This is a genomic window from Pseudomonas sp. DW-iso17 (assembly GCF_058725345.1).
Map to the genome: position 1 here is coordinate 1 of NZ_JBZXEA010000024.1, position 22,632 is coordinate 22,632.

General features: G+C 60.2%; 16 protein-coding genes. 14 read left to right on the plus strand and 2 right to left on the minus strand.

Features of this window, described 5'->3' with window-relative positions:
- Positions 1–659: 659 nt before the first annotated feature.
- The gene (locus AC4PS6_RS17340) at positions 660–929 is read right to left on the minus strand and encodes a DUF2790 domain-containing protein (protein WP_014719601.1); all 270 of its coding nucleotides are present in this window, start codon (positions 927–929) and stop codon (positions 660–662) included.
- A 397-nt stretch (positions 930–1,326) separates the two neighbouring features.
- Here AC4PS6_RS17340 and acs point away from each other — a divergent pair, with 397 nt between their 5' ends.
- From acs to AC4PS6_RS17375, 7 genes are all read left to right on the plus strand, one after another.
- Positions 1,327–3,282: an acetate--CoA ligase gene (gene acs, locus AC4PS6_RS17345; protein ID WP_003193632.1), complete on the plus strand. Its 1,956-nt coding sequence runs from the start codon at positions 1,327–1,329 to the stop codon at positions 3,280–3,282.
- A gap of 696 nt (positions 3,283–3,978) precedes the next feature.
- Positions 3,979–4,764 (plus strand): ABC transporter substrate-binding protein, encoded by a 786-nt coding sequence (locus AC4PS6_RS17350; protein WP_020302951.1) that lies wholly within the window; start codon positions 3,979–3,981, stop codon positions 4,762–4,764.
- Positions 4,765–4,855: 91 nt separating this feature from the next.
- On the plus strand, positions 4,856–5,545 hold the full coding sequence (locus AC4PS6_RS17355) for an ABC transporter permease (RefSeq protein WP_003193627.1): 690 nt from the start codon (positions 4,856–4,858) through the stop codon (positions 5,543–5,545).
- The gene (locus tag AC4PS6_RS17360; protein ID WP_003193625.1) at positions 5,542–6,240 is read left to right on the plus strand and encodes an ABC transporter permease; all 699 of its coding nucleotides are present in this window, start codon (positions 5,542–5,544) and stop codon (positions 6,238–6,240) included. Before AC4PS6_RS17355 ends, AC4PS6_RS17360 begins: the two co-directional genes overlap by 4 nt.
- A 1-nt stretch (position 6,241) precedes the next feature.
- Positions 6,242–7,354 carry a succinylglutamate desuccinylase/aspartoacylase family protein gene (locus tag AC4PS6_RS17365; RefSeq protein ID WP_014719599.1) on the plus strand — a complete coding sequence of 371 codons (1,113 nt, stop codon included), beginning with the start codon at positions 6,242–6,244 and terminating at the stop codon, positions 7,352–7,354.
- Positions 7,355–7,381: 27 nt separating this feature from the next.
- A complete protein-coding gene (locus AC4PS6_RS17370; protein ID WP_014719598.1) occupies positions 7,382–8,146 on the plus strand; it encodes an ABC transporter ATP-binding protein in 765 nt (254 codons plus the stop codon).
- Positions 8,147–8,392: 246 nt separating this feature from the next.
- A complete protein-coding gene (locus AC4PS6_RS17375) occupies positions 8,393–9,373 on the plus strand; it encodes a GlxA family transcriptional regulator (protein ID WP_032903461.1) in 981 nt (326 codons plus the stop codon).
- Between the two features lie 7 nt (positions 9,374–9,380).
- On the opposite strand, the gene AC4PS6_RS17380 is transcribed toward AC4PS6_RS17375, so the two are convergent.
- A complete protein-coding gene (locus tag AC4PS6_RS17380) occupies positions 9,381–14,429 on the minus strand; it encodes a dermonecrotic toxin domain-containing protein (protein ID WP_492180886.1) in 5,049 nt (1,682 codons plus the stop codon).
- A gap of 301 nt (positions 14,430–14,730) precedes the next feature.
- On the opposite strand from AC4PS6_RS17380, the gene AC4PS6_RS17385 reads away from it, so the two are divergent.
- The 7 genes from AC4PS6_RS17385 (at position 14,731) to astE (ending at position 22,592) form a co-directional block, all read left to right on the plus strand.
- Positions 14,731–15,951 carry an aspartate aminotransferase family protein gene (locus AC4PS6_RS17385; protein ID WP_003193615.1) on the plus strand — a complete coding sequence of 407 codons (1,221 nt, stop codon included), beginning with the start codon at positions 14,731–14,733 and terminating at the stop codon, positions 15,949–15,951.
- Between the two features lie 212 nt (positions 15,952–16,163).
- Positions 16,164–17,183, plus strand: a complete 1,020-nt coding sequence (gene aruF, locus AC4PS6_RS17390) for an arginine/ornithine succinyltransferase subunit alpha (RefSeq protein ID WP_003175655.1) — start codon at positions 16,164–16,166, stop codon at positions 17,181–17,183.
- Between the two features lie 51 nt (positions 17,184–17,234).
- Positions 17,235–18,260, plus strand: coding sequence for an arginine N-succinyltransferase (gene astA / locus AC4PS6_RS17395; RefSeq protein WP_336827409.1), 1,026 nt, complete (start codon positions 17,235–17,237; stop codon positions 18,258–18,260).
- On the plus strand, positions 18,257–19,726 hold the full coding sequence (gene astD, locus AC4PS6_RS17400) for a succinylglutamate-semialdehyde dehydrogenase (protein WP_336827413.1): 1,470 nt from the start codon (positions 18,257–18,259) through the stop codon (positions 19,724–19,726). Before astA ends, astD begins: the two co-directional genes overlap by 4 nt.
- 189 nt (positions 19,727–19,915) lie before the next feature.
- Positions 19,916–21,262, plus strand: a complete 1,347-nt coding sequence (gene astB, locus AC4PS6_RS17405; protein WP_103452218.1) for an N-succinylarginine dihydrolase — start codon at positions 19,916–19,918, stop codon at positions 21,260–21,262.
- Positions 21,263–21,288: 26 nt separating this feature from the next.
- A complete protein-coding gene (locus AC4PS6_RS17410) occupies positions 21,289–21,576 on the plus strand; it encodes a hypothetical protein (RefSeq protein WP_003175651.1) in 288 nt (95 codons plus the stop codon).
- 11 nt (positions 21,577–21,587) lie between these two features.
- Positions 21,588–22,592: a succinylglutamate desuccinylase gene (gene astE, locus AC4PS6_RS17415; RefSeq protein WP_014719592.1), complete on the plus strand. Its 1,005-nt coding sequence runs from the start codon at positions 21,588–21,590 to the stop codon at positions 22,590–22,592.
- Positions 22,593–22,632: the final 40 nt, after the last annotated feature.

Consider the following 22,632-nt stretch of genomic DNA (forward strand, 5'->3'; position numbering starts at 1 on the left):
ACCGTCGAGGCGGTCCATGTTGGCTTCGGTGGCGTGGCCGGCGTTGGCGCCTTTGGCGGCTACTTCGCCTTCTTCTTCTTTGTCGAATTCGTCCCAGCTCAGCATGACGTGTCGTCTCCTGCGTGAGGGCTCAAAGGTGCCCGTGTGAAACCGGATGGTTGGGTGTTCACACGGCCCTAGGGCCGCGGTGGATCTTAAGGAATCGTTTGTTGCAACAGCTCGCGCAGGCAAATAAACGGAATCAGGTTGCGGGTGCTGCATGAGGCTTGAGGGGCGCAGCGATGCGTGCTTGCTGCAGCGCAGGCTCAAGGTCTGGCTCTTTATCCCTGTGTAAAGGGATATTGCAGGCCCGATTTACCCGCGCATTATAGGGAAAAATTCAGGTTTGTGTTGCGGCGGATGGTCACTTGAGAGCGCCAAAATGACGTGGGTTTCGGCCAAAGCGAGTGTTTGCAAGGCTTTGCTGGGCGTGGGGGTTTTTGACGGGCGGGGATGTTTTTTTTGGGGCAGGGGAAGGGGGCGTAAAAAGAGTGGTCGTGGCTGAAATCGCCATCGCAGGCAAGCCAGCTCCCACAGTTGATGCGTGGTGTATTCAAGGGCGGGTTCTTGGCCGCAAGAACGATTTCTTGCGGCAATTAAGAATCCAACTTCAGAAGTTGTTAGCCGTTAGAGCAACCATTGCCCATCACTTGATAGTTAAGAATATGACGCTGGCCTTGCGAATCTTCATATTCCATCTTCACCGGTACAACTTCGCAGACTTCTGGAATGCTGCTCATGGACAAGACTTTGGCCACGTCCAGGTGAGTGCTGTAGGTGTAGTCCTCAACGATCGGGGCGTTCTGGCCGGCCAGTTCAGTCGGGGCTTCGTCCGCCAGGGCGGCGGTGGCGCACAGGCTGCTCAGGGCCATCACTAATAACGCTTTCATTGCTTCATTACCTTCTTCAGGGCGAAAGGGGGCACGGGGCCCTTGTGAGGCCACGTGTGTCACTTAAAAGTTGGGAAGTTAGGATTAACGTTGCCTTCGTGGGGGCTGTTGCGTTGTTAATCAGAGTGCCTTGTTGGCGGAGTTGATTTTAGGCGCCTCGGTTATATTCATATACCCGTGGTTTTGATAAACACTTTTGGCGGTTTTTGTAACAATCCCTCGATTAAGCTTTTTTCAGAAAGCTGCCAAGCGCCGCAGCACGCGGGCCAGAGCGGTGAAACGGCATAGCAGGGCAATTTGTAGGGTCTTGTTACTACCATCGTCGAATGGTTCTATAGGCCCACCCCGGCTACAACAGGGGCCATACAACAACAACTATGTCACCGAGGTAAGAAAGATGAGTGCGGCTTCCCTGTACCCCGTTCGCCCCGAAGTAGCAGCCAATACGCTGACCGACGAGGCGACCTACAAGGCCATGTACCAGCAGTCGGTGGTCAACCCCGATGGCTTCTGGCGCGAGCAAGCCAAGCGCCTTGACTGGGTCAAGCCTTTCACCGCGGTGAAGCAGACCTCTTTCGACGACCACCATGTCGACATCAAATGGTTCGCCGATGGCACCCTGAACGTTTCCTACAATTGCCTGGACCGTCACCTCGCCGAGCGTGGCGACCAGATCGCAATCATCTGGGAGGGCGACGACCCTGCCGAGAGTCGCAACATCACCTACCGCGAGCTGCATGAAGAAGTCTGCAAGTTCGCCAACGCCTTGCGCGGCCAGGATGTGCACCGCGGCGATGTGGTGACTATCTATATGCCGATGATTCCCGAAGCCGTGGTCGCCATGCTGGCCTGTACCCGCATCGGCGCGATCCATTCGGTGGTGTTTGGCGGTTTTTCCCCGGAAGCCCTGGCCGGTCGCATCATCGACTGTAAGTCGAAAGTGGTGATTACCGCTGACGAAGGCATCCGCGCTGGTAAGAAGATTCCGCTGAAGGCTAACGTTGACGACGCGCTGACCAACCCGGAAACCAGCAGCATCCAGAAGGTGATCGTGTGCAAGCGCACCAATGGCGCGATCAAGTGGAACCAGCATCGCGACATCTGGTACGAAGACCTGATGAAAGTGGCGGGCACTGTCTGCGCGCCAAAAGAGATGGGCGCCGAAGAAGCGCTGTTCATCCTCTATACCTCCGGCTCTACCGGCAAGCCTAAAGGCGTGCAGCACACTACCGGCGGATACCTGCTCTATGCGGCCCTGACCCACGAGCGTGTATTCGACTATCGCCCGGGCGAAATCTACTGGTGCACCGCCGACGTGGGCTGGGTCACCGGCCATACCTACATCGTCTACGGCCCGCTGGCCAATGGCGCGACCACAGTGTTGTTCGAAGGCGTGCCGAACTACCCGGACATCACCCGGGTGGCGAAGATCGTCGACAAGCACAAGGTCAATATCCTCTACACCGCACCGACGGCTATCCGCGCGATGATGGCTTCCGGCACCGCAGCCTGCGAAGGCGCCGACGGCAGTAGCCTGCGCCTGCTGGGTTCGGTGGGCGAGCCGATCAACCCGGAAGCCTGGGACTGGTACTACAAGAACGTCGGCCAATCCCGTTGCCCGATCGTCGACACCTGGTGGCAAACCGAAACCGGCGCCACGCTGATGAGCCCACTGCCAGGCGCCCATGCGTTGAAGCCGGGTTCGGCGGCACGGCCGTTCTTCGGGGTGGTGCCGGCGCTGGTGGACAACCTGGGCAACATCATCGAAGGCGCCGCCGAAGGCAACCTGGTGATTCTCGATTCCTGGCCAGGCCAGGCGCGTACCCTGTACGGCGACCATGACCGTTTTGTCGACACCTACTTCAAGACCTTCCGCGGCATGTACTTCACCGGTGACGGCGCGCGTCGCGATGAGGACGGTTACTGGTGGATCACGGGCCGTGTGGATGACGTGTTGAACGTGTCCGGCCACCGCATGGGCACTGCCGAGATTGAAAGCGCCATGGTTGCGCACCCCAAAGTCGCCGAGGCGGCGGTGGTGGGTGTGCCGCATGACATCAAGGGGCAGGGCATTTATGTGTATGTCACCTTGAAGAATGGTGAAGAGCCTAACGAAGCACTGCGCCTGGAACTGAAGAACTGGGTGCGCAAGGAAATCGGGCCGATTGCCTCGCCGGATGTGATCCAGTGGGCGCCTGGGTTGCCAAAAACGCGCTCGGGGAAAATCATGCGGCGCATTTTGCGCAAGATCGCCACGGCTGAATACGATGGGTTGGGGGATATCTCCACCCTGGCAGATCCAAGCGTGGTGGCGCATTTGATTGAAACGCACAAGACCATGAACGTCGCGTAAGCGGGGTAGGTGGGACAAAGCCCCATTCGGTGCAAGCCGGGTGGGGCTTTTTTGTACGGCCTCAAGACCGCCCAGATTTAGTGTGGGAGCTGGCTTGCCTGCGATAGGGGTATGTCAGGCAAAGGTTGGTTGGCTGAGGCATCCCTATCGCAGGCAAGCCAGCTCCCACAGTTCAGATTGCATTTCATAAGGGGGTATGGATGGCGGTCTGACAGACCTGCATAGCCACCAAACCAATAAATATCGGTTTTCCCCGTAGGACGTTTCTGAATGTTACCGCGTCGCTCAAATGTGTAACCGCCCGCACAAACCTGGGGCGATGGACCACGCCTACGCCCCGAAAAACCGCGTTCTAGACATCCCCACAAATAAGATTAAACGCCAGACTTGCCGTGCTAGAAGGGTTTGCGAATAATAGGCCCGCAATTTGCAGCATCATCAGGTTTAATATCTTTTGTCTCTGCATAAAATTCAGAGGCTGTCAATGAGCTGGAACCGCTTTCTCAGTGCTTCTGTAAATTGTTGTCGCATTGAGGAAATATCGGCCTCCGGCCTGTCGTTAGAATGCCGATCACTCGCTCGTCGTCGCAGGTGTCGCCCGCGCAGGACGCAGCACCGCTATTCGGTTACACCTTCGCCGCATCGTGGGCCATGGCTCATACTGCTGTTTTTGCCCTATACCGATGGAGTCCCAAGATGAAGAAACTCGTGCTGTTGGGCGCCCTGGCGCTGTCCGTGCTGTCCATGCAGGCTTTCGCCGAAGGCAAGCCGCTGAAAATTGGTATCGAAGCGGCTTACCCTCCGTTTGCCTCGAAGGCGCCGGATGGCAGCATCGTCGGTTTTGACTACGACATCGGCAATGCGCTGTGCAAGCAGATGGACGTCAAGTGCACCTGGGTCGAGCAGGAATTCGATGGTCTGATCCCGGCACTCAAAGTGCGCAAGATCGACGCGATCCTGTCGTCCATGTCTATTACTGACGACCGCAAGAAATCCGTGGACTTCACCACCCGCTACTACCTGACCCCAGCTCGTCTGGTGATGAAGGAAGGCACCACCGTCAGCGACAGCCTGGATGAACTCAAGGGCAAGAAGATCGGTGTGCAGCGCGGTTCGATCCACGACCGTTTCGCCCGTGAAGTCCTGGCGCCAAAGGGTGCCGACATCAAGGGCTACAGCACCCAGAACGAAATCTACCTGGACGTGGCTGCCGGCCGCCTCGATGGTACCGTGGCTGACGCCACCCTGCTGCAAGACGGTTTCCTGAAAACCGACGCCGGCAAAGGCTACGCGTTCACCGGTCCGGCGTTTACCGACGTCAAATACTTCGGCGACGGCGTAGGCATCGCGGTACGCAAAGGCGACAAGGAAAACCTTGAGCGCATCAATGCGGCCATCGCTGCAATCCGTGCCAACGGCGAATACAAGAAAATCCAGGACAAGTACTTCGACTTCGATATTTACGGCGCTGACGCCAAGTAACTCATCGCAGCTGTCCGTCCGAAATGGCGCAAGCAACAGTCATCCTGAAGTTTGCGCCATTTTTTCATCCCCCTTTTCGAGGACCTGAATCATGTTGAAAGGCTACGGGGCCGTCATCCTCGATGGCGCATGGTTGACGCTTCAGCTCGCCTTGTCGTCCATGGCCTTGGCCATCGTTCTGGGTCTGATCGGGGTCGCGCTACGCCTGTCGCCGGTACGCTGGCTGGCTTGGCTGGGCGACCTGTACTCCACGGTGATCCGCGGGATCCCCGACCTGGTGCTGATCCTGCTGATTTTCTACGGCGGTCAGGACTTGCTTAACCGCGTCGCGCCGTTGCTGGGCTTTGACGACTATATCGACTTGAACCCCCTGGCCGCCGGTATCGGCACCCTGGGTTTTATCTTTGGCGCTTACCTGTCGGAAACTTTCCGTGGCGCCTTCATGGCCATTCCCAAGGGGCAGGCTGAAGCCGGCCTGGCGTATGGCATGAGCAGCTTCCAGGTGTTTTTCCGGGTGATGGTGCCGCAGATGATTCGGCTGGCGATCCCCGGGTTTACCAACAACTGGCTGGTATTGACCAAGGCCACCGCGCTGATTTCGGTGGTGGGTCTGCAAGACATGATGTTCAAGGCCAAGCAGGCGGCAGACGCCACCCGCGAGCCTTTTACCTTCTTCCTCGCAGTGGCGGCGATGTACCTAGTGATCACCAGCGTGTCGTTGCTGGCCTTGCGTTACCTTGAGAAGCGCTACTCGGTAGGCGTAAGGGCGGCTGATCTATGATCTTCGACTACAACGTCATCTGGGAGGCCATGCCGCTGTACCTTGGCGGCTTGCTGACCACCCTGAAACTGCTCGCTATCTCGCTGTTCTTCGGCCTGCTCGCAGCCTTGCCCCTGGGCTTGATGCGCGTGTCCAAGCAGCCGATCGTCAATGGCGTGGCCTGGCTTTATACCTACGTGATACGCGGCACGCCGATGCTGGTGCAGCTGTTTTTGATCTACTACGGCCTGGCGCAGTTCGAGGTGGTGCGCGAAAGCTTCCTGTGGCCGCTGCTGTCCAGTGCCACGTTCTGTGCGTGCCTGGCGTTTGCCATCAACACCAGCGCCTATACCGCCGAGATCATCGCCGGCAGCCTCAAGGCCACGCCTAACGGTGAAATCGAGGCGGCCAAGGCCATGGGCATGTCGCGCTACAAACTGTACCGCCGCATCCTGTTGCCGTCGGCCCTGCGCCGTGCGCTGCCGCAGTACAGCAACGAAGTGATCATGATGCTGCAGACCACCAGTCTGGCCTCCATCGTCACGCTGATCGACATCACCGGTGCCGCGCGCACGGTGAACGCCCAGTATTACCTGCCGTTCGAAGCCTATATCACCGCCGGCGTGTTCTACCTGTGCCTGACCTTCATCCTGGTGCGCCTGTTCAAGTTGGCCGAGCGCCGCTGGCTGAGCTACCTGGCTCCACGGAAGCACTGACATGGAACGTATCGATCATCTGCTGCCCTGGGGGCATTTGGGCTGCGAACGCCAGCTGAGCGTGTTTCGTTTCGGCAGTGGCGAGCGCAAGGCCTATATCCAGGCCAGCCTGCACGCCGATGAGTTGCCGGGTATGCGTGCCGCGTGGGAGCTGAAAAAACGCCTCACCACGCTGGAACAGCAAGGCGCCCTCAACGGCGTGATCGAGTTGGTGCCGGTCGCCAACCCGATGGGGCTCGGCCAGTTGTTGCAGGGCAGCCACCAAGGGCGTTTCGAAGTCGGCAGCGGCAAGAATTTCAACCGCGATTTCGTCGAACTGAGCGAGCCGGTGGCCGAGTTGCTACAAGGCAAGCTGGGGGACGACCCGCACGCCAATGTGCGCCTGATTCGCCAGGCCATGAGCGATACACTCACCGCCTTGCCCGAGCCGAGCAGCCAGTTGCAAGGCATGCAGCGTATCCTGCTGAGCCATGCCTGCACCGCCGATGTGGTGCTGGACCTGCATTGCGATGCTGAGGCAGCGCTGCATATGTACGCGCTGCCCCAGCACTGGCCGCAGTGGCGTTCGTTGTCGGCACATTTGAATGTGAAGGTCGGCCTGCTGGCGGAGGATTCCGGCGGCAGTTCGTTTGACGAGGCGTGCTCGTTGCCGTGGCTGCGTTTGTCGCGCCTGTTCCCCGAGGCGCAAATTCCGCTGGCCTGTCTGGCGACGACGTTGGAATTGGGCGGCCAGGCCGACACCGGCCGTGATGAAGCCATCTTCCACGCCGAAGGCATCCTTGCGTTCCTCGCCGAACAAGGCTTGATCAAGGGCGAGTGGCCCGCGCCGCAACACGAACCTTGCGAAGGTGTGCCTTTCGAGGGCACCGAACTGCTGTTCGCGCCCCATGCCGGGGTGATCAGTTACCTGCGTAAAGCGGGCGACTGGGTAGAAACCGGCGACGAGATTTTTGAAGTGATTGACCCCCTGACTGACCGCGTAAGCACTATTTGCGCGGGCACCTCGGGGGTGTTGTTTGCCGTTGAACGGCTACGTTATGCCCAAGCGGGTTTCTGGCTGGCCAAGGTGGCGGGGCGCGAAGCGCTGCGTCACGGGCGCTTGCTCAACGACTGACCACCTGTTTTTGTGAGAACCGACCGCATGTACAAGCTTGAAGTCCAAGACCTGCATAAACGCTATGGCAGTCATGAAGTGCTCAAAGGTGTGTCCCTGGCCGCCGCCGCCGGTGATGTGATCAGCATCATCGGTTCCAGCGGCTCGGGCAAAAGTACCTTTTTGCGCTGCATCAACCTGCTGGAGCAGCCCCACGCCGGCAAGATTTTGCTCAATAACGAAGAGCTGAAACTGGTGGCCAACAAGGACGGCGCCATGAAGGCTGCCGACCCCAAGCAGTTGCAGCGCATGCGTTCGCGCCTGTCCATGGTGTTCCAGCATTTCAACCTGTGGTCGCACATGACCGCGATTGAAAACGTGATGGAAGCCCCGGTGCACGTGTTGGGCATATCCAAGAAAGAAGCCCGCGAGAAGGCCGAGCATTACCTGGCCAAAGTCGGCGTGGGCCATCGTAAGGATGCGTTCCCCGGCCACATGTCCGGTGGCGAGCAGCAGCGCGTAGCGATTGCCCGTGCACTGGCGATGGAGCCTGAGGTGATGCTGTTCGACGAACCTACTTCTGCGCTGGATCCGGAGCTGGTAGGCGAAGTACTCAAGGTGATGCAGGACCTGGCCCAGGAAGGCCGCACCATGGTGGTCGTGACCCACGAAATGGGCTTTGCCCGCGAAGTGTCGAACCAATTGGTGTTTTTGCACAAAGGCATCGTTGAAGAGCGTGGCAACCCGCGGGAAGTGCTGGTGAACCCGCAGTCGGAACGGTTGCAGCAGTTCCTCTCTGGCAGTTTGAAATAATCAAGACTGCTTTTGTGCACCGGGATAGTGCATGCTCCGCAGTCTTGAGGTAAGCCCCGATCCCCTGTGGGAGCTGGCTTGCCTGCGATAGCGATGTATCAGCCAATGATGTGTTAACTGACCCACCGCCATCGCAGGCAAGCCAGCTCCCACTGTTGATCTGTGTTTGTTTTGGGATTTGTAGTTGATTACGGGCTAGCATTGGCCCACAGCTTCTTTCACCGTTTTCGCTCCGGATAGCACTCCATGACCGCCCACAAAATTGGTTTCCTGATTTGGCCCAGCACAAAAGCCCTCACGCTTGCGCTGGCTGAGGAGGCCTTGCGCGTTGCCCAGCGGGTGCATCCGGATGTGATCTACGAGTTGTCGTTCCTGCTCGCCGAACCCGCAGTCGCAGGTGCCTGGCAACTGCCGGGCGAGCCGTGGGCCGGTAAGCTGGAGGGTTTTCAGAAGTTGTTCCTGTTGGCCGACGAACCGCCGACGGTCATCGCTTCGCCACTGAGCTCCGCGCTCAAGCAGCTTGTTCGGGCGGGGTGTGTGATCGGCGGCTTGTCAGCGGGGGTGTACCCGTTGGCCCAACTGGGCCTGCTCGATGGCTACCGCGCCGCCGTGCACTGGCGCTGGCAGGACGATTTCGCCGAGCGTTTCCCCAAGGTCATCGCCACCAGCCACCTGTTTGACTGGGACCGTGATCGCCTGACCGCTTGCGGCGGCATGTCGGTACTTGACCTGCTGTTGGCGGTATTGGCCCGTGACCATGGCGCCGAGTTGGCCGGTGCTGTGTCTGAAGAACTGGTGGTGGAGCGCATCCGCGAAGGCGGCGAGCGCCAGCGTATCCCGCTGCAAAACCGCCTGGGCTCCAGCCACCCTAAGCTGACCCAGGCGGTATTGCTGATGGAGGCCAATATCGAAGAGCCGCTGACCACCGACGAAATCGCCCAGCACGTGTGTGTTTCACGACGACAACTTGAACGCATCTTCAAGCAATACCTCAACCGCGTCCCCAGCCAGTATTACCTGGAGCTGCGCCTGAACAAGGCGCGCCAGATGCTGATGCAAACCAGCAAGTCGATCATCCAGATCGGCCTGTCCTGCGGCTTCTCCTCGGGGCCGCACTTCTCCAGCGCCTACCGCAATTTCTTCGGCGCCACTCCTCGCGAAGATCGCAACCAGCGTCGCAGCAGCAGCCCGTTCGAGTTGTCGTCGGTGCCTTCCGAGCGCGGGTGAGCTGCGTCTATTCTTCTCCCTCTGTTTCGGATGACGTCGCAGAGCGTGAGCTGGAGCGGTCTGGCGCGGGTTGTCGGGCTTGCGCTACATCGAAATCCACTGCCGTGCGGTTGTAATAGCGACGCAGAATGGCAAGTGCTGCGGGTGAGAAGGGGTTGTCGCTCAGGTCAAAGCCTGCCGCTGAGTCCGGGTCTACTTCAAGCAGGTCCGTGGGCAACTCGGTGATGTGGTTATCGCTCAGGTTCAGTTGGGTGAGCGACGTCAGGTTGAACACCCCGTGAGGCACCTCGGTAAGCCTGGTGTTTTCCATCATCAGGGTTTCCAGGCCGGACATTTTGCTGACGTCGGGCGTCAGCGCCAGCGGGTTATCGCTCAGGTCCAGGTACTCCAGGTCGTGCAGGTCGCTCAAGGCGGCGACGCTGTCGGGAGTCAGTCGCAGATTGCATTGCGTGAGGCTGAGTGTGGTCAACTTGGGCAGCTTGAAGACGCCAGCGGGAATGTCTTGCAGGGCATAGCGGTGGATCAGCAGGCTTTCCAGATTGGGGAAACGTTCCAGAAAACCTTCGGGTATCGAGGTGGTTTCCTGTGCCCTCAGCTCCAGCTTGGAAATATGCTTGAAATCCACATTCAGTCTTGGCAGGTCTCCCCACAGCGGCAAGGTCAATGTCATTTGATGGGACTGCGTCAGCGGGTCATGGCTTAAGTCCAGGCTGGTTTCACGCCGCCAGCCTTGCTCCAGCAGAGCGCGGATTTGCGCTCGAATGAGTTGTTGCTGTGGGCGAATCTGTTCATCCATGGGCAGGTTCGTGACGGGGTGGCTCTCAGGCACATCCACCACCCATTCCTGCAGGTCGGCTTGCAAGCGTTCGTAGTCGGCCTTGAGGCGCACGAGATTCGCCATCGAATCATCCAGCCCGCCCGGTAGCCTGAAGATAAATTGATTGGCCTCGGGAACGTTGTAGGTCGGGTAAAGCGCTTGGACCAGGCGAACCTCATCTGGATTGGCTTGGACGCCAAAATGTTCCCCGGTGCTCTGGCAGTAGGTTTTTATCCGTTCCAGGGTTGCGCGCGTCAGCGGGTTGCCGGAAAGGTCGTAGGCCTTGGCAGCACTGGCGGGCAACGAATACAGGGCTTCTGGCAGCCTGCGCAGGTTATTGTGGCTGAGATTGGCGTTTGCCAGCCGAGGCCGATTGAGCAGGCCTGTGGGAAAGATGGAAATACCGCAGTGGCTCAGGTTGAGTGTTCGCAGGTTGGCCATGTTTTCGAAATTGGGCGCCAGCACCAGCGGGTTGTGGGACAGGTCAAGGGTATGCAGCTCGGTCAGGTTGGCCAGGGCTGCTCGGGTTGGGGTGGTCAGGTTGAGTGCGCAGCCGCGCAGTGTCAGCGCGTTAAGGTGGGTCAATGCACTGATTTCGCCGGGCAGTGTTCTGAGGGTCATGTCGCTGATGGCCAGTCGGCGCAATCCGGGGAAAGATGCCAGGAAGCCCGGCGTGCCGCGGGTGGTCAAGTAACCCTGGAATTCCAGGGTAGTGATGTGCCCAAGGCGGGTATCGAGCGCGGGCAGTTCCCCATAAATGGGCTGGTTGAGTTGCAGCAGGTGACCGTTGTCATAAGCAGGGTCTACGGGGGTGTTGTGGCGCCAGGCGCCGATCAGTTTTTGTGACCAGAGAAAGCGATTTTGCTGTTCCGCAGCAATCCGCCAGCGGCTCAACGGTAAATCTGTACCGACAAGGGTCTGCGGCACATTCTGCTGCCATGTCCGCAGGTTGGTTTCCAGTTGCGAGAACTCTTTCTTCAGAAATTGAAGGGTACCCCAAGGTGTGCCGGGATCGTTTTGCATGGCGGCGAGTACGGCCGTCACCTGGCTGGGGCTCAGTTGTGGGTACAGGGCATGCAACTGACTCTCCAGCGAGACCCCTTCGCTGCTGCCAGCGGTGACCGGGCTGGCGTCGTAGCCCTCCATGCCGCCGGGTAGGCGCACCAATGTCGGGTCATAGGACGGTTTGAGCAGCGGAACTTCGGCCAGCAGGGCGCCAAGTTCGTCATGTGCCAATGTGTGTTGGCGCAAGGTTTCTCTCAAGTGCGGGCCTTGGCCTATCTGCATAGCCAGTGCGTCGCGCTGTGCATCGGGGAGTGCCTGGAGCACGGCGGTGTAGAAATCGGTTTCACCAAGCAGGGTGCCCTTGCTGTCTTCGGGAATGTAATCGCCTTCGATGGTGCGCAGCAGCAGGCGTCGGATGGGCGCCTGGGCGGGGCCGATAGCGTCGCGCAGGTGACCATCGCGCTTGAAGTCGCGAACTTCCAGACGCACCTGAGGCGACCAGCCCGGCAATTTTTCCAGGGAGTGCAGGGCGAGTCGATGGGTGTCGCCGCTCTCCAGCGCACCCATGTACAGGCCTTCATAGGCCCGGCTGATTCTGACCTGATGGGCCGCCCAGCGTGCGCGTTCGACCAGGTGCGAAGGCAGCGTGCCCTGGTCGATGTCGAGCAGGTCCTGGCCGTGGGCACTGAGCAGGACTTCCTCGGCCGCGCTGACGGGCAGGCCCGGTGTGCTGTCGATGAGCTTTTGCACGCGCGCATTGGTGGTCAGCTCCAGGCCTCGATAGCGCGCGTCGAACATCGAAGCGCGTTTATCCTCGGCTCTGCGTGCCAGCTGTTTGCGCAGCTTGGCGGCGCGCACATGCAGTTGGGGGGCCGGGCTACCGAAGTCTTCCTCCAGCACAGTCTTGCGCTCTGACTCGTCGAGGGTTTCCAGCAGGGTCTTGAGCAGGTCGCCGTTGTTCATCTGCGCTTCATGAATTTGCGCTACCGCCGCATTTTCCCGGCCTGGGTGTTCCCATACGGTTTCGCCTTTGGCATTCAGAAAGCGCAGGGTCTTGGATTCCGGCCACAGGCCGGTCTGGCTAAGCAGCCAGAGTTGGGTTTGCGTGTCGGCTTTTGCGTAAACCAGTGGGTCGTCGCTGTTCATCTGGTCGATGAAGTCTTGAAGTTGCTGGTCGATATGGATGCGCTTGAGGCTGTCGGCCAGCAAGGGCGGTGGCGGTTGGCGGTCCATGTAGAGTTTGCGCAGGGCACCATCGTCGGTGCTGCTGATGCGCTGTGCCTGTTCCAGGCCGGTTTCGCTGAGAGCGTTGGCGGGCTCGCCGAGTCTGCGCAACAAGGTGCTGCGATGCCATGTCAGCGGGTGATCCAGTGGGGTTATCCAGGCGCCTTTGCCATTGCCGATAACGGGCGGTTGGTAGGCATGCGCATGGCTTGGGTGCGCCAGCACGGCGTTGCCCGCTTGTTGCTTGACGGCAAAGTGTTGCCCTTCAAGGGGCAGGATCTGCTTGTCCCCGTAGGCATGCAATCCATCGGCCTTGGGGCGCGAGGCGGTGGGCAATTGGAGGTCGTGGGCGTAGGGGCTCAGGTCCGGGTTCCACAGGCGCGTTTTGCCGTCGTCCGAGCTGACCGGATGAAGGCGCTCGAAAAACGCCCAGACTTCCCGAGGCAGTGCCTGGCGTAGCAGCCCTTCGGCAATCGGTGCGCCGACCGCGAACATACCCAATTGCACCATTTGCTCCAGGGTCGACATCAGGTGCCCGAACGCCTGGCGTTTGAGACCCTCGGCCCAATCGACGATGCCTTCGAATACGTCATCGAGCAGTTGATAGGCGGTGTAGCCGAGCATCAGTAAGCCCAGGGGGGGAATGAACGGCGTGGCGATGAAGGCGGCGATTTCGAGCAGGGCCTTACCGATTTTCTGCACGATGGCCCAGCGCTGCCAGCGTGCCTTGCTGTCGGCGTCGGCGGTGGACACGGCGATGCTTCGCGCGTCATTGAGCAGCTTATTGAGTTTGGTTTCATAGAGGTGTTCGTACAGCTCGCCCGTGATTTTCGTCGCGTGCAACTGCAGGTTGGGGTTGGCCACAGGTTCGGCGCGCCAGGTCGGCCTGGGGTCGCCGGGGACGGGGTGATGCCAGGTAACCTGAGACAAGCGGTTATGCAGGTTGGCAAAGAAGTAGGCGCGGTGCTCGTGGCTTATAAAGCGGCTGAAGAATGCCTGGTAATCGGCATCGCGCAATTTGCGGATCAGGTCTTGAATGAATGCGATGCCATCGTGGTAATACTTGAGCGGTGCCTGTGGGTCGCCGGGAATGTACGCCACCACGGGCACTGCGCTGTGGTGCAGTTCCAGGTCTGCGGCGAACAGCACAATGCCGGCCAGTGGTGCGTCCATCAGGCTCAGGTCGTGGCTGAGCAGCGTCTTACCGTCGAGTGTCAGGCCGCTGATGCCTTTGAGTTGAGCCTGGAGCGTGCGTAACACCCGCTCGCTGCCGTCCTTTTTCAGGCGCGCCAGGTGTACGGCAGTTTGGGCCTCGGCTTTGAGGCTCTCGATGACAGTGCTGCGCAGCGAAGCCTTGCGTTTGGCATCTTTGAAGCCGAAAAATGTCTTGAGGTAGTTCTGGTATTGCGCACCGATGTCCAGTTCACGGCACAGCCCGACGAAGGTCTGGATGCTGACTTTGCTGTTCACTGAGGGCAGGGTGTCGAATTGCCCGGTGGTGGTGGGTTGGGTAATGAAGCTGGAGTCCGCGGTGAAGGCAGTTTTCTCGCTTTCTGCTGCGTCGAAGTTATGCAGCGCGGCGTCCACCAACGACACGGTCCAGACTTTGACGCCGCCAGTTTCTATAGGAAACAGTGGGATCGTCAGGGGCGCATACAGGCGCAGATGGGTGGTGCGGACATCGATCTCCACGCCCCATCTTGTCTTGAACGCCTGTTGCAAAAGCGGCGCGGCGAAGGCCTGCGGTGTCTTGAGGTCGGCCAGGGCCGTGTCTACTTTGTTTTGCGCGGCCCAGCTCTGCTCCACCGCCTGTTTGAGCGGCGCGTGCTGCTGGCGGCTGGCGTCTGCCTGCCAGTTGGCAATGTCCAGTGGCGCATTCTTCAAGGCTTGGCGCTTGTCATCCGAGGCGCTTGCCAGCCAGGCCGGCAGGCGTGTGTGAAACCCGGGGGGTACTTGGGTGGCGGCGACTGCGAGGCGCTGGCTGATGGTCGTGGGGTAGGGCGTGGGCACGAGGCTGATCCTTCAGTGGGAGTGAGTCACTGTCATCACAGCAAGCCTGATGGGTTCACGGGCAGCAGATAGTTAAGGCATTAGGCGAAAATCAGCGGGCCGTGCCTCTGCCTCTCACTGAACGCAGCGTTTACACTGCGCCATTGCGATGCAATATGTCGCATTGCCGTAAACCCGCGTAAAACCGGGGTTGGCGCTATAAGAAGTTGTCGCTTGGCGACAAGGTGGCGCTGAAAACTGTCCTTACAATCCCTGCATCGCCCGCCAGTTCCAGGCAGGCGTTCCTCTTCAGGAGACTCCGATGTCCGTTGAGCAAGCCCCGGTGCAACGTGCCGATTTCGACCAAGTGATGGTGCCCAACTACGCACCTGCTGCCTTTATCCCTGTACGTGGCGCAGGTTCGCGCGTGTGGGACCAGGCCGGTCGCGAGCTGATCGACTTTGCCGGCGGCATCGCGGTCAACGTATTGGGCCATGCGCACCCGGCGCTGGTCGGTGCACTGACCGAACAGGCCAACACGCTGTGGCATGTCTCCAACGTGTTCACCAACGAGCCGGCGTTGCGTCTGGCCCACAAGCTGATCGACGCCACCTTTGCCGAGCGCGTGTTCTTCTGCAACTCCGGCGCCGAAGCCAACGAGGCCGCGTTCAAGCTGGCCCGTCGCGTGGCGTTCGACCGTTTTGGCAGCGAGAAGTACGAGATCATCGCCGCGTTGAACAGCTTCCACGGCCGTACCCTGTTCACCGTCAACGTCGGTGGCCAGTCGAAGTACTCCGATGGTTTCGGGCCTAAAATCACCGGCATCACCCACGTTCCTTATAACGACCTGGCTGCGCTGAAAGCGGCAGTAACCGATAAGACCTGCGCCGTGGTTCTGGAACCGATCCAGGGCGAAGGCGGTGTACTGCCGGCCGAACTGGCTTACCTGCAAGGCGCTCGCGAGCTGTGCGACGCCCACGACGCACTGTTGGTATTCGACGAAGTGCAAACCGGCATGGGCCGCACCGGCCACCTGTTTGCCTACCAGCATTACGGCGTGACGCCAGATATCCTCACCAGCGCCAAGAGCCTGGGCGGCGGCTTCCCGATTGCGGCGATGCTCACCCGTGAAGACTTGGCCAAGCACCTGGTAGTCGGCACCCACGGCACCACCTACGGCGGCAACCCGCTGGCGTGCGCGGTAGCGGAAGCGGTGATCGACGTGATCAACACCCCAGAAGTGCTGGCGGGTGTGAATGCCAAGCACGACCTGTTCAAGGCGCGCCTGGAGCAGATCGGCAAGCAGTACGGCATCTTCACCCAAGTGCGTGGCATGGGCTTGTTGATCGGTTGCGTACTCAGCGATGCCTTCAAAGGCAAGGCCAAGGACGTGTTCAACGCGGCCGAAAAAGAGAACTTGATGATCCTGCAAGCCGGCCCTGACGTGGTGCGTTTTGCACCGAGCCTGGTGGTGGAAGAGGCGGACATCAATGAAGGCCTGGATCGTTTTGAGCGTGCTGTGAAGACGTTGACGCAAGCCTGATAGCGACACATTTTATTGGCCGGACCTGAACAAATGTGGGAGCTGGCTTGCCTGCGATAGCATCACCTCGGTGCCGTTGATATACCGAGTTGCCTGTATCGCCGGCAAGCCAGCTCCCACATGGATCTGCTTACACATTGAGACCGATGTGTATCCGGGGCCTGTGTCCGGCATTTTTTCCTCTGTGAGTTTTCGAGTTAAGGAGTGACACCATGCTGGTGATGCGCCCCGCGCAAATGGCTGATCTGGGCGAGGTACAGCGTCTGGCTGCGGACAGCCCGATTGGTGTCACCTCCTTGCCGGATGATGTGGAACGCCTGAGCGACAAGATCGCGGCCAGCGAAGCGTCCTTCGCGGCCGAGGTAAGTTTCAACGGTGAAGAGAGCTATTTCTTCGTGCTGGAAGACACCGAGACCGGCAAGCTCGCCGGCTGCTCGGCTATCGTAGCCTCGGCCGGTTACTCCGAGCCGTTCTATAGCTTTCGTAACGAAACCTTCGTGCACGCCTCCCGCGAGCTGAAGATCCACAACAAGATCCACGTGCTTTCCCAGTGCCACGACCTTACCGGCAACAGCCTGCTCACCAGCTTTTATGTGGTGCCTGAGCTGGTCGGTTCGCCGTGGTCGGAACTCAATTCCCGTGGCCGACTGCTGTTTGTCGCCAGCCATCCTGAGCGCTTTGCCGACTCGGTGGTGACCGAGATTGTCGGCTACAGCGACGAGAACGGCGATTCACCGTTCTGGGATGCCATTGGCCGCAACTTCTTCGACCTCAACTACGCCGCCGCCGAGCGCCTGTGCGGGCTGAAAAGCCGTACCTTCCTCGCCGAGTTGATGCCGCACTACCCGATCTACGTGCCGCTGCTGCCGGACGAAGCCCAAGAGGCCATGGGCCAGGTGCACCCGCGTGCGCAAATCACCTTCGACATCCTCATGCGTGAAGGCTTCGAAACTGACCATTACATCGACATCTTCGACGGTGGCCCGACGCTGCACGCCCGGGTCTCGGGCATTCGCTCAATCGCCCAGAGCCGCGTGGTGCCGGTGAAGATCGGCGAGATGGTCAAGGGCGTTGGCCGCCAGTACTTGGTGAGCAACGCGCAGTTGCAGGATTACCGTGCGGTGATGCTGGAGCTGGACTACGCGCCCGGCAAACCGGTGACCCTGGACCTGGCGGCAGCCGAAGCGCTGGGTGTTGGTGAAGGCGCCAGTGTGCGCCTGGTTGCGGTTTAAAAAGAGAGTTTCGCGGGTGGCTGACAACAGCGGCCCGTTCGAGGAGATAGCATGATCGTTCGTCCCGTACGCAGCAGCGATTTACCGGCCCTGATTGATCTGGCGCGCAGCACTGGCACCGGTCTCACCACCTTGCCGGCCAACGAAGAGCGCCTGACCCACCGGGTGGGCTGGGCGGAAAAAACCTTTCGCGGCGAAGCCGGGCGCGGCGATGCCGACTACCTGTTCGTGCTGGAAAACGACGAAGGCCGCGTGGTGGGAATCTCTGCCATCGCTGGCGCCGTTGGCCTGCGCGAGCCGTGGTACAACTTCCGGGTTGGGCTGACTGTCAGCGCTTCCCAGGAACTGAATATCTACCGTGAGATACCGACGCTGTTCCTGGCCAACGACCTCACCGGTAATTCCGAATTGTGCTCGTTGTTTTTGCATGCCGATTACCGCAACGGCCTCAACGGTCGCATGCTCGCCAAGGCGCGCATGTTGTTTATCGCCGAGTTCCCGCAACTGTTCGGCAACAAGATCATTGCCGAGATGCGCGGTGTGTCCAACGATGCTGGGCGTTCGCCGTTCTGGGAAAGTCTGGGCCGGCACTTCTTCAAGATGGAGTTCAGCCAGGCCGACTACCTCACCGGCGTGGGCAACAAGGCGTTTATCGCCGAGCTGATGCCCAAGTTTCCGCTGTACAGCTGCTTTCTCTCCGAAGACGCGCGCAATGTGATCGGCAAGGTCCACCCGGACACCGAGCCGGCCCTGAGCATGCTCAAGAGCGAAGGCTTCAGCTACCAGGGCTATGTGGATATTTTCGACGCCGGCCCGGCGGTGGAATGTGAAACCAGCAAGATCCGTGCGGTGCGCGACAGCCAGTCACTGGTGTTGGCCATCGGCACGCCGGGGGACGACGCCACGCCGTTCCTGATCCATAACCGCAAGCGCGAAGAATGCCGTATCACCGCCGCTCCGGCCCGTCTGGCGGCAGGTACCCTGGTGGTCGATCCACAGACCGCCAAGCGCCTGCAGCTGGTGGTGGGTGATCAAGTACGTGCTGTTGCGTTGTCTGCTGTTCGGGAGTCCAAATAATGAATTCGTTGTATATCGCAGGTAGCTGGCTGGCTGGCCAGGGTGAGTTGTTTGAATCGCGCAACCCGGTGACCCAGCAAGTGCTGTGGGCTGGTAACGGTGCCAGCGCTGAACAGGTCGAATCCGCCGTGCAGGCTGCGCGTCAGGCATTCCCGGCATGGGCCAGGCGCCCGCTCGAAGAACGCATCAGCGTGCTGGAAACCTTCGCCGCCACGCTTAAAAGCCGTGCCGATGAAATCGCCCGCTGCATTGGCGAAGAAACCGGCAAGCCCCTGTGGGAGTCGGCCACTGAAGTCACCAGCATGGCCAATAAGATTGCGATCTCGGTGCAAAGCTACCGCGAGCGTACTGGCGAGAAGAGCGGCCCCCTGGGCGACGCCACCGCAGTGTTGCGCCATAAGCCCCACGGTGTGGTGGCGGTGTTCGGCCCTTACAACTTCCCTGGGCACTTGCCCAATGGGCACATCGTCCCGGCGTTGCTGGCGGGTAACACCGTGCTGTTCAAGCCGAGCGAGCTGACCCCCAAGGTCGCCGAGCTGACCGTGCAGTGCTGGATCGAAGCCGGTTTGCCGGCGGGCGTGCTGAACCTGCTGCAAGGCGCGCGGGAAACCGGCATCGCCCTGGCGGCCAACCCAGGCATCGACGGCCTGTTCTTTACCGGCTCCAGCCGCACCGGCAACCACTTGCACCAGCAATTCTCAGGGCGCCCCGACAAGATCCTGGCCCTGGAAATGGGCGGTAATAACCCGCTGGTCGTGGACGAAGTCGCCGACGTGGATGCGGCGGTGTACACCATCATCCAGTCGGCGTTTATCTCGGCAGGCCAGCGTTGCACCTGTGCCCGCCGCTTGCTGGTGCCGCAAGGTGCCTGGGGCGATGCCTTGCTGGCGCGCCTGGTGGCGGTGAGTGCGAGCCTTGAAGTGGGCGCTTTCGATCAGCAACCGGCGCCGTTCATGGGTTCGGTGATCTCCCTGGCTGCGGCCAAAGCCTTGATGCAAGCCCAGGAACTGATGTTGGCCAATGGCGCCGTGGCACTGCTGGAGATGACTCAGCCTCAGGCTCAGGCCGCTTTGTTGACCCCTGGCATCATCGACGTAACCGGTGTGACGGAGCGTGAAGATGAAGAGCTGTTTGGGCCGCTGCTGCAGGTAATCCGCTATGCGGATTTTGCCGGTGCCATCGCGGAGGCCAACAACACCCAGTACGGCCTGGCCGCTGGCCTGTTGTCGGACTCCGAAGCGCGTTACCAGCAATTCTGGCTGGAAAGCCGCGCCGGCATCGTCAACTGGAACAAGCAGTTGACCGGCGCTGCCAGTACCGCGCCGTTCGGTGGTGTCGGGGCGTCGGGCAATCATCGCGCCAGTGCCTATTACGCGGCGGATTATTGCGCGTACCCGGTGGCGTCGCTGGAGACGCCGAGCTTGGTCGTGCCAGCCACGCTGACCCCCGGCATAACGCTGAAGTAAGGGTGACACCGATCTAATGTGGGAGCTGGCTTGTCGGATCGCCGCATCGCTGCGATGGCATCACCTCGGTTTGGCTGAAAGACCGAGTCGACTGCATCGCAGGCAAGCCAGCTCCCACACTGGGTCGGGTTAACAGATATAGACCTGCAGTTGATGCCTATAAAAACAGATGTTCGTGGAGCCTCGCCGATGAAATCCTGTGAAGTCAATTTTGACGGTCTAGTGGGGCCGACCCATAACTACGGCGGTTTGTCCTTCGGCAACGTCGCGTCCCAAAGCAACAGCCAGCAGTCTTCCAACCCGAAGGAAGCGGCGTTGCAGGGCCTGCAGAAAATGAAAGCCCTGATGGACATGGGCTTTGTGCAAGGTGTATTGGCGCCCCAGGAGCGCCCGGATGTAGCCGCCTTGCGCAGCTTGGGTTTCAGCGGCACCGACGCTCAGGTGATCGAGCAGGCTGCCAGGCAGGCTATGCCTTTGCTGGTAGCGAGCTGCTCGGCATCCAGCATGTGGGTAGCCAACGCCGCCACCGTCAGCCCAAGCGCCGACACCGCAGACGGCCGCGTGCATTTCACTGCCGCCAACCTCAATTGCAAATACCACCGCAGCATCGAGCACCCCACCACCAGCCGCGTGCTGGGGGCGATGTTCGCCGATGGCAAGCATTTCGCTCACCACGCCGCCTTGCCGGCCGTGGCGCAATTTGGCGATGAAGGCGCGGCCAACCACACGCGTTTCTGTCGTGAGTACGGTGAGGCGGGCGTCGAGTTTTTCGTCTTCGGCCGTAGTGCTTTCGACCCTCGTTACCCGGCCCCGCAGAAGTACCCGGCGCGCCAGACCCTCGAAGCCTCCCAGGCCGTTGCGCGCCTGCATGGCTTGAAGGATGACGGTGTGGTCTACGCCCAGCAGAACCCGGCGGTGATCGACGCGGGTGTGTTCCACAACGATGTGATCGCGGTGGGCAACGGCGAAGTGCTGTTCTATCACGAGGATGCGTTCCTCAACACCGAGCAGATGCTCGCCGAACTGCACGGCAAGTTGGGCAAGCTGGGCGGTAACTTCCAGTCGGTGTGTGTGCCTCGCGCGTTGGTCAGTGTCGAGGACGCGGTGCGTTCCTACCTGTTCAACAGCCAGTTGCTGACTCGTCCTGATGGTTCGATGCTGCTGATTGTGCCGGAAGAGTGCCGCGCCAATGAGCGCGTGTGGCAGTACCTGCAAGGGCTGACCGCTGCCGGCGGGCTGATTCGCGAGGTCAAGGTCTTCGACCTCAAGCAAAGCATGCAAAATGGCGGTGGGCCGGCGTGCCTGCGCCTGCGCGTGGCGTTGAACGAAACCGAGCTGGCGGCCGTGAACCCAGGGGTTATCATGACCGCGCCGTTGTACGAAACCCTGACCCAATGGGTGGGCAAGCACTACCGTGACAGCCTGCGCGAAACCGACCTGGCTGACCCGCAGTTGCTGCTTGAGTGCCGGACGGCATTGGATGAACTGACGCAAATCCTTAAACTGGGCTCGGTTTATCCTTTCCAGATCAATTAATGCCACACGGCTGAGATATTTTATTTATGACCGACACCCTGAAACTCATCCTTGAAGACACCGACGGCACCCAGCTGGAAACCTCCTGCACCCGCGTCGCCGTGGTCTGGCAGGGCAAGGAGATCTGGATCCAGCACGATGGCCGCGGCCAACTGCTGATTGGCGTAGACGTAGAAGAGGGCGACGCCGAGTACGCCAACCTGCTGATGCGCCCATTGGCCACCAACCTGATGAGCCTGCAACTGGAAATGGAACCGGCCGACGTTGAAGGTGACGACGACGATCACGTCCATGGCCCAGGCTGCAACCACTAAGGAAGCTGCTTATGCTCGCCCTCGGCAAACTGCTTGAACTGACCCTCGCCGGTCGTGAACCGGCGCAAAAAATTCAACTGACTGTCGACGGCGTGCAGATGCGCTGGCTCAGCGAAGGCGCGCTTGAAGTGCGCCCTCCTGAAGCTCTGGACAACGGCAGCGACTTGCTGCTGTCGTCCGGCATCCATGGCAACGAAACCGCGCCGATCGAATTGCTCGACCGCCTGTTGCATGGCATTGCCCGCGGGGAGATCAAACCCCGCACCCGTATTCTGTTCCTGTTCGGTAATACCGAGGCCATGCGCCGCGGTGAGCGTTACCTCGAGCTGGACGTCAACCGGCTGTTCAATGGCCGGCATGAACAAAACATTGGCCCCGAAGCCATGCGCGCCGCCGAGCTTGAGCAATTGGCCCGCAGCTTTTTCAGCCTGCCTGGCCGTTCGCGCCTGCATTACGACCTGCATACCGCGATTCGTGGTTCGAAAATCGAACAGTTCGCATTGTACCCGTGGAAAGAAGACCGACAGCATTCGCGCCGAGAGCTGGAGCGCCTGAACGCGGCTGGTATGCAGGCGGTGCTGTTGCAGAACAAAACCTCGATTACCTTCACCGCGTTTACCTACGAACAACTCGGCGCCGAGGCGTTCACCCTGGAGTTGGGCAAGGCCCGGCCGTTCGGGCAGAACGACGGTGTGGACGTGTCGCGCCTGGAAGCGCGTCTGAAGCAGATCATCGAGGGCAACGAGCCTGAGACCGGTAGCCTCGACGGCCTGCAACTCTTCGCCGTTGCGCGAGAAGTGATCAAGCACAGCGACGCCTTCCTGATGCACCTGCCCGCAGATGTGGAAAACTTTTCGGAATTGGAAAGGGGCTACCTGCTGGCCGAAGACGTGGCCAAGACCCGTTGGGTGATCGAGGAGGAGGGCGCCCGCATTATCTTTCCCAACCCAAAGGTGAAGAACGGCTTGCGCGCCGGGATATTGATCGTGCCCACCACGGATGCCGGCCTGGCCTGAGAGCCAAGTCTGGCTCAGTCCAATGTGGGAGCTGGCTTGC

Bases quoted from the DNA above. Each gene is read 5' to 3' on its own strand.
- AC4PS6_RS17355 (WP_003193627.1), top strand. From the start codon at position 4,856: ATGTTGAAAGGCTACGGGGCCGTCATCCTCGATGGCGCATGGTTGACG.
- AC4PS6_RS17385 (WP_003193615.1), top strand. From the start codon at position 14,731: ATGTCCGTTGAGCAAGCCCCGGTGCAACGTGCCGATTTCGACCAAGTG.
- AC4PS6_RS17360 (WP_003193625.1), top strand. From the start codon at position 5,542: ATGATCTTCGACTACAACGTCATCTGGGAGGCCATGCCGCTGTACCTT.
- astE (WP_014719592.1), top strand. From the start codon at position 21,588: ATGCTCGCCCTCGGCAAACTGCTTGAACTGACCCTCGCCGGTCGTGAA.
- AC4PS6_RS17365 (WP_014719599.1), top strand. From the start codon at position 6,242: ATGGAACGTATCGATCATCTGCTGCCCTGGGGGCATTTGGGCTGCGAA.
- AC4PS6_RS17370 (WP_014719598.1), top strand. From the start codon at position 7,382: ATGTACAAGCTTGAAGTCCAAGACCTGCATAAACGCTATGGCAGTCAT.
- aruF (WP_003175655.1), top strand. From the start codon at position 16,164: ATGCTGGTGATGCGCCCCGCGCAAATGGCTGATCTGGGCGAGGTACAG.
- astA (WP_336827409.1), top strand. From the start codon at position 17,235: ATGATCGTTCGTCCCGTACGCAGCAGCGATTTACCGGCCCTGATTGAT.
- AC4PS6_RS17350 (WP_020302951.1), top strand. From the start codon at position 3,979: ATGAAGAAACTCGTGCTGTTGGGCGCCCTGGCGCTGTCCGTGCTGTCC.
- acs (WP_003193632.1), top strand. From the start codon at position 1,327: ATGAGTGCGGCTTCCCTGTACCCCGTTCGCCCCGAAGTAGCAGCCAAT.
- AC4PS6_RS17375 (WP_032903461.1), top strand. From the start codon at position 8,393: ATGACCGCCCACAAAATTGGTTTCCTGATTTGGCCCAGCACAAAAGCC.
- AC4PS6_RS17410 (WP_003175651.1), top strand. From the start codon at position 21,289: ATGACCGACACCCTGAAACTCATCCTTGAAGACACCGACGGCACCCAG.
- astB (WP_103452218.1), top strand. From the start codon at position 19,916: ATGAAATCCTGTGAAGTCAATTTTGACGGTCTAGTGGGGCCGACCCAT.
- AC4PS6_RS17340 (WP_014719601.1), bottom strand. From the start codon at position 929: ATGAAAGCGTTATTAGTGATGGCCCTGAGCAGCCTGTGCGCCACCGCC.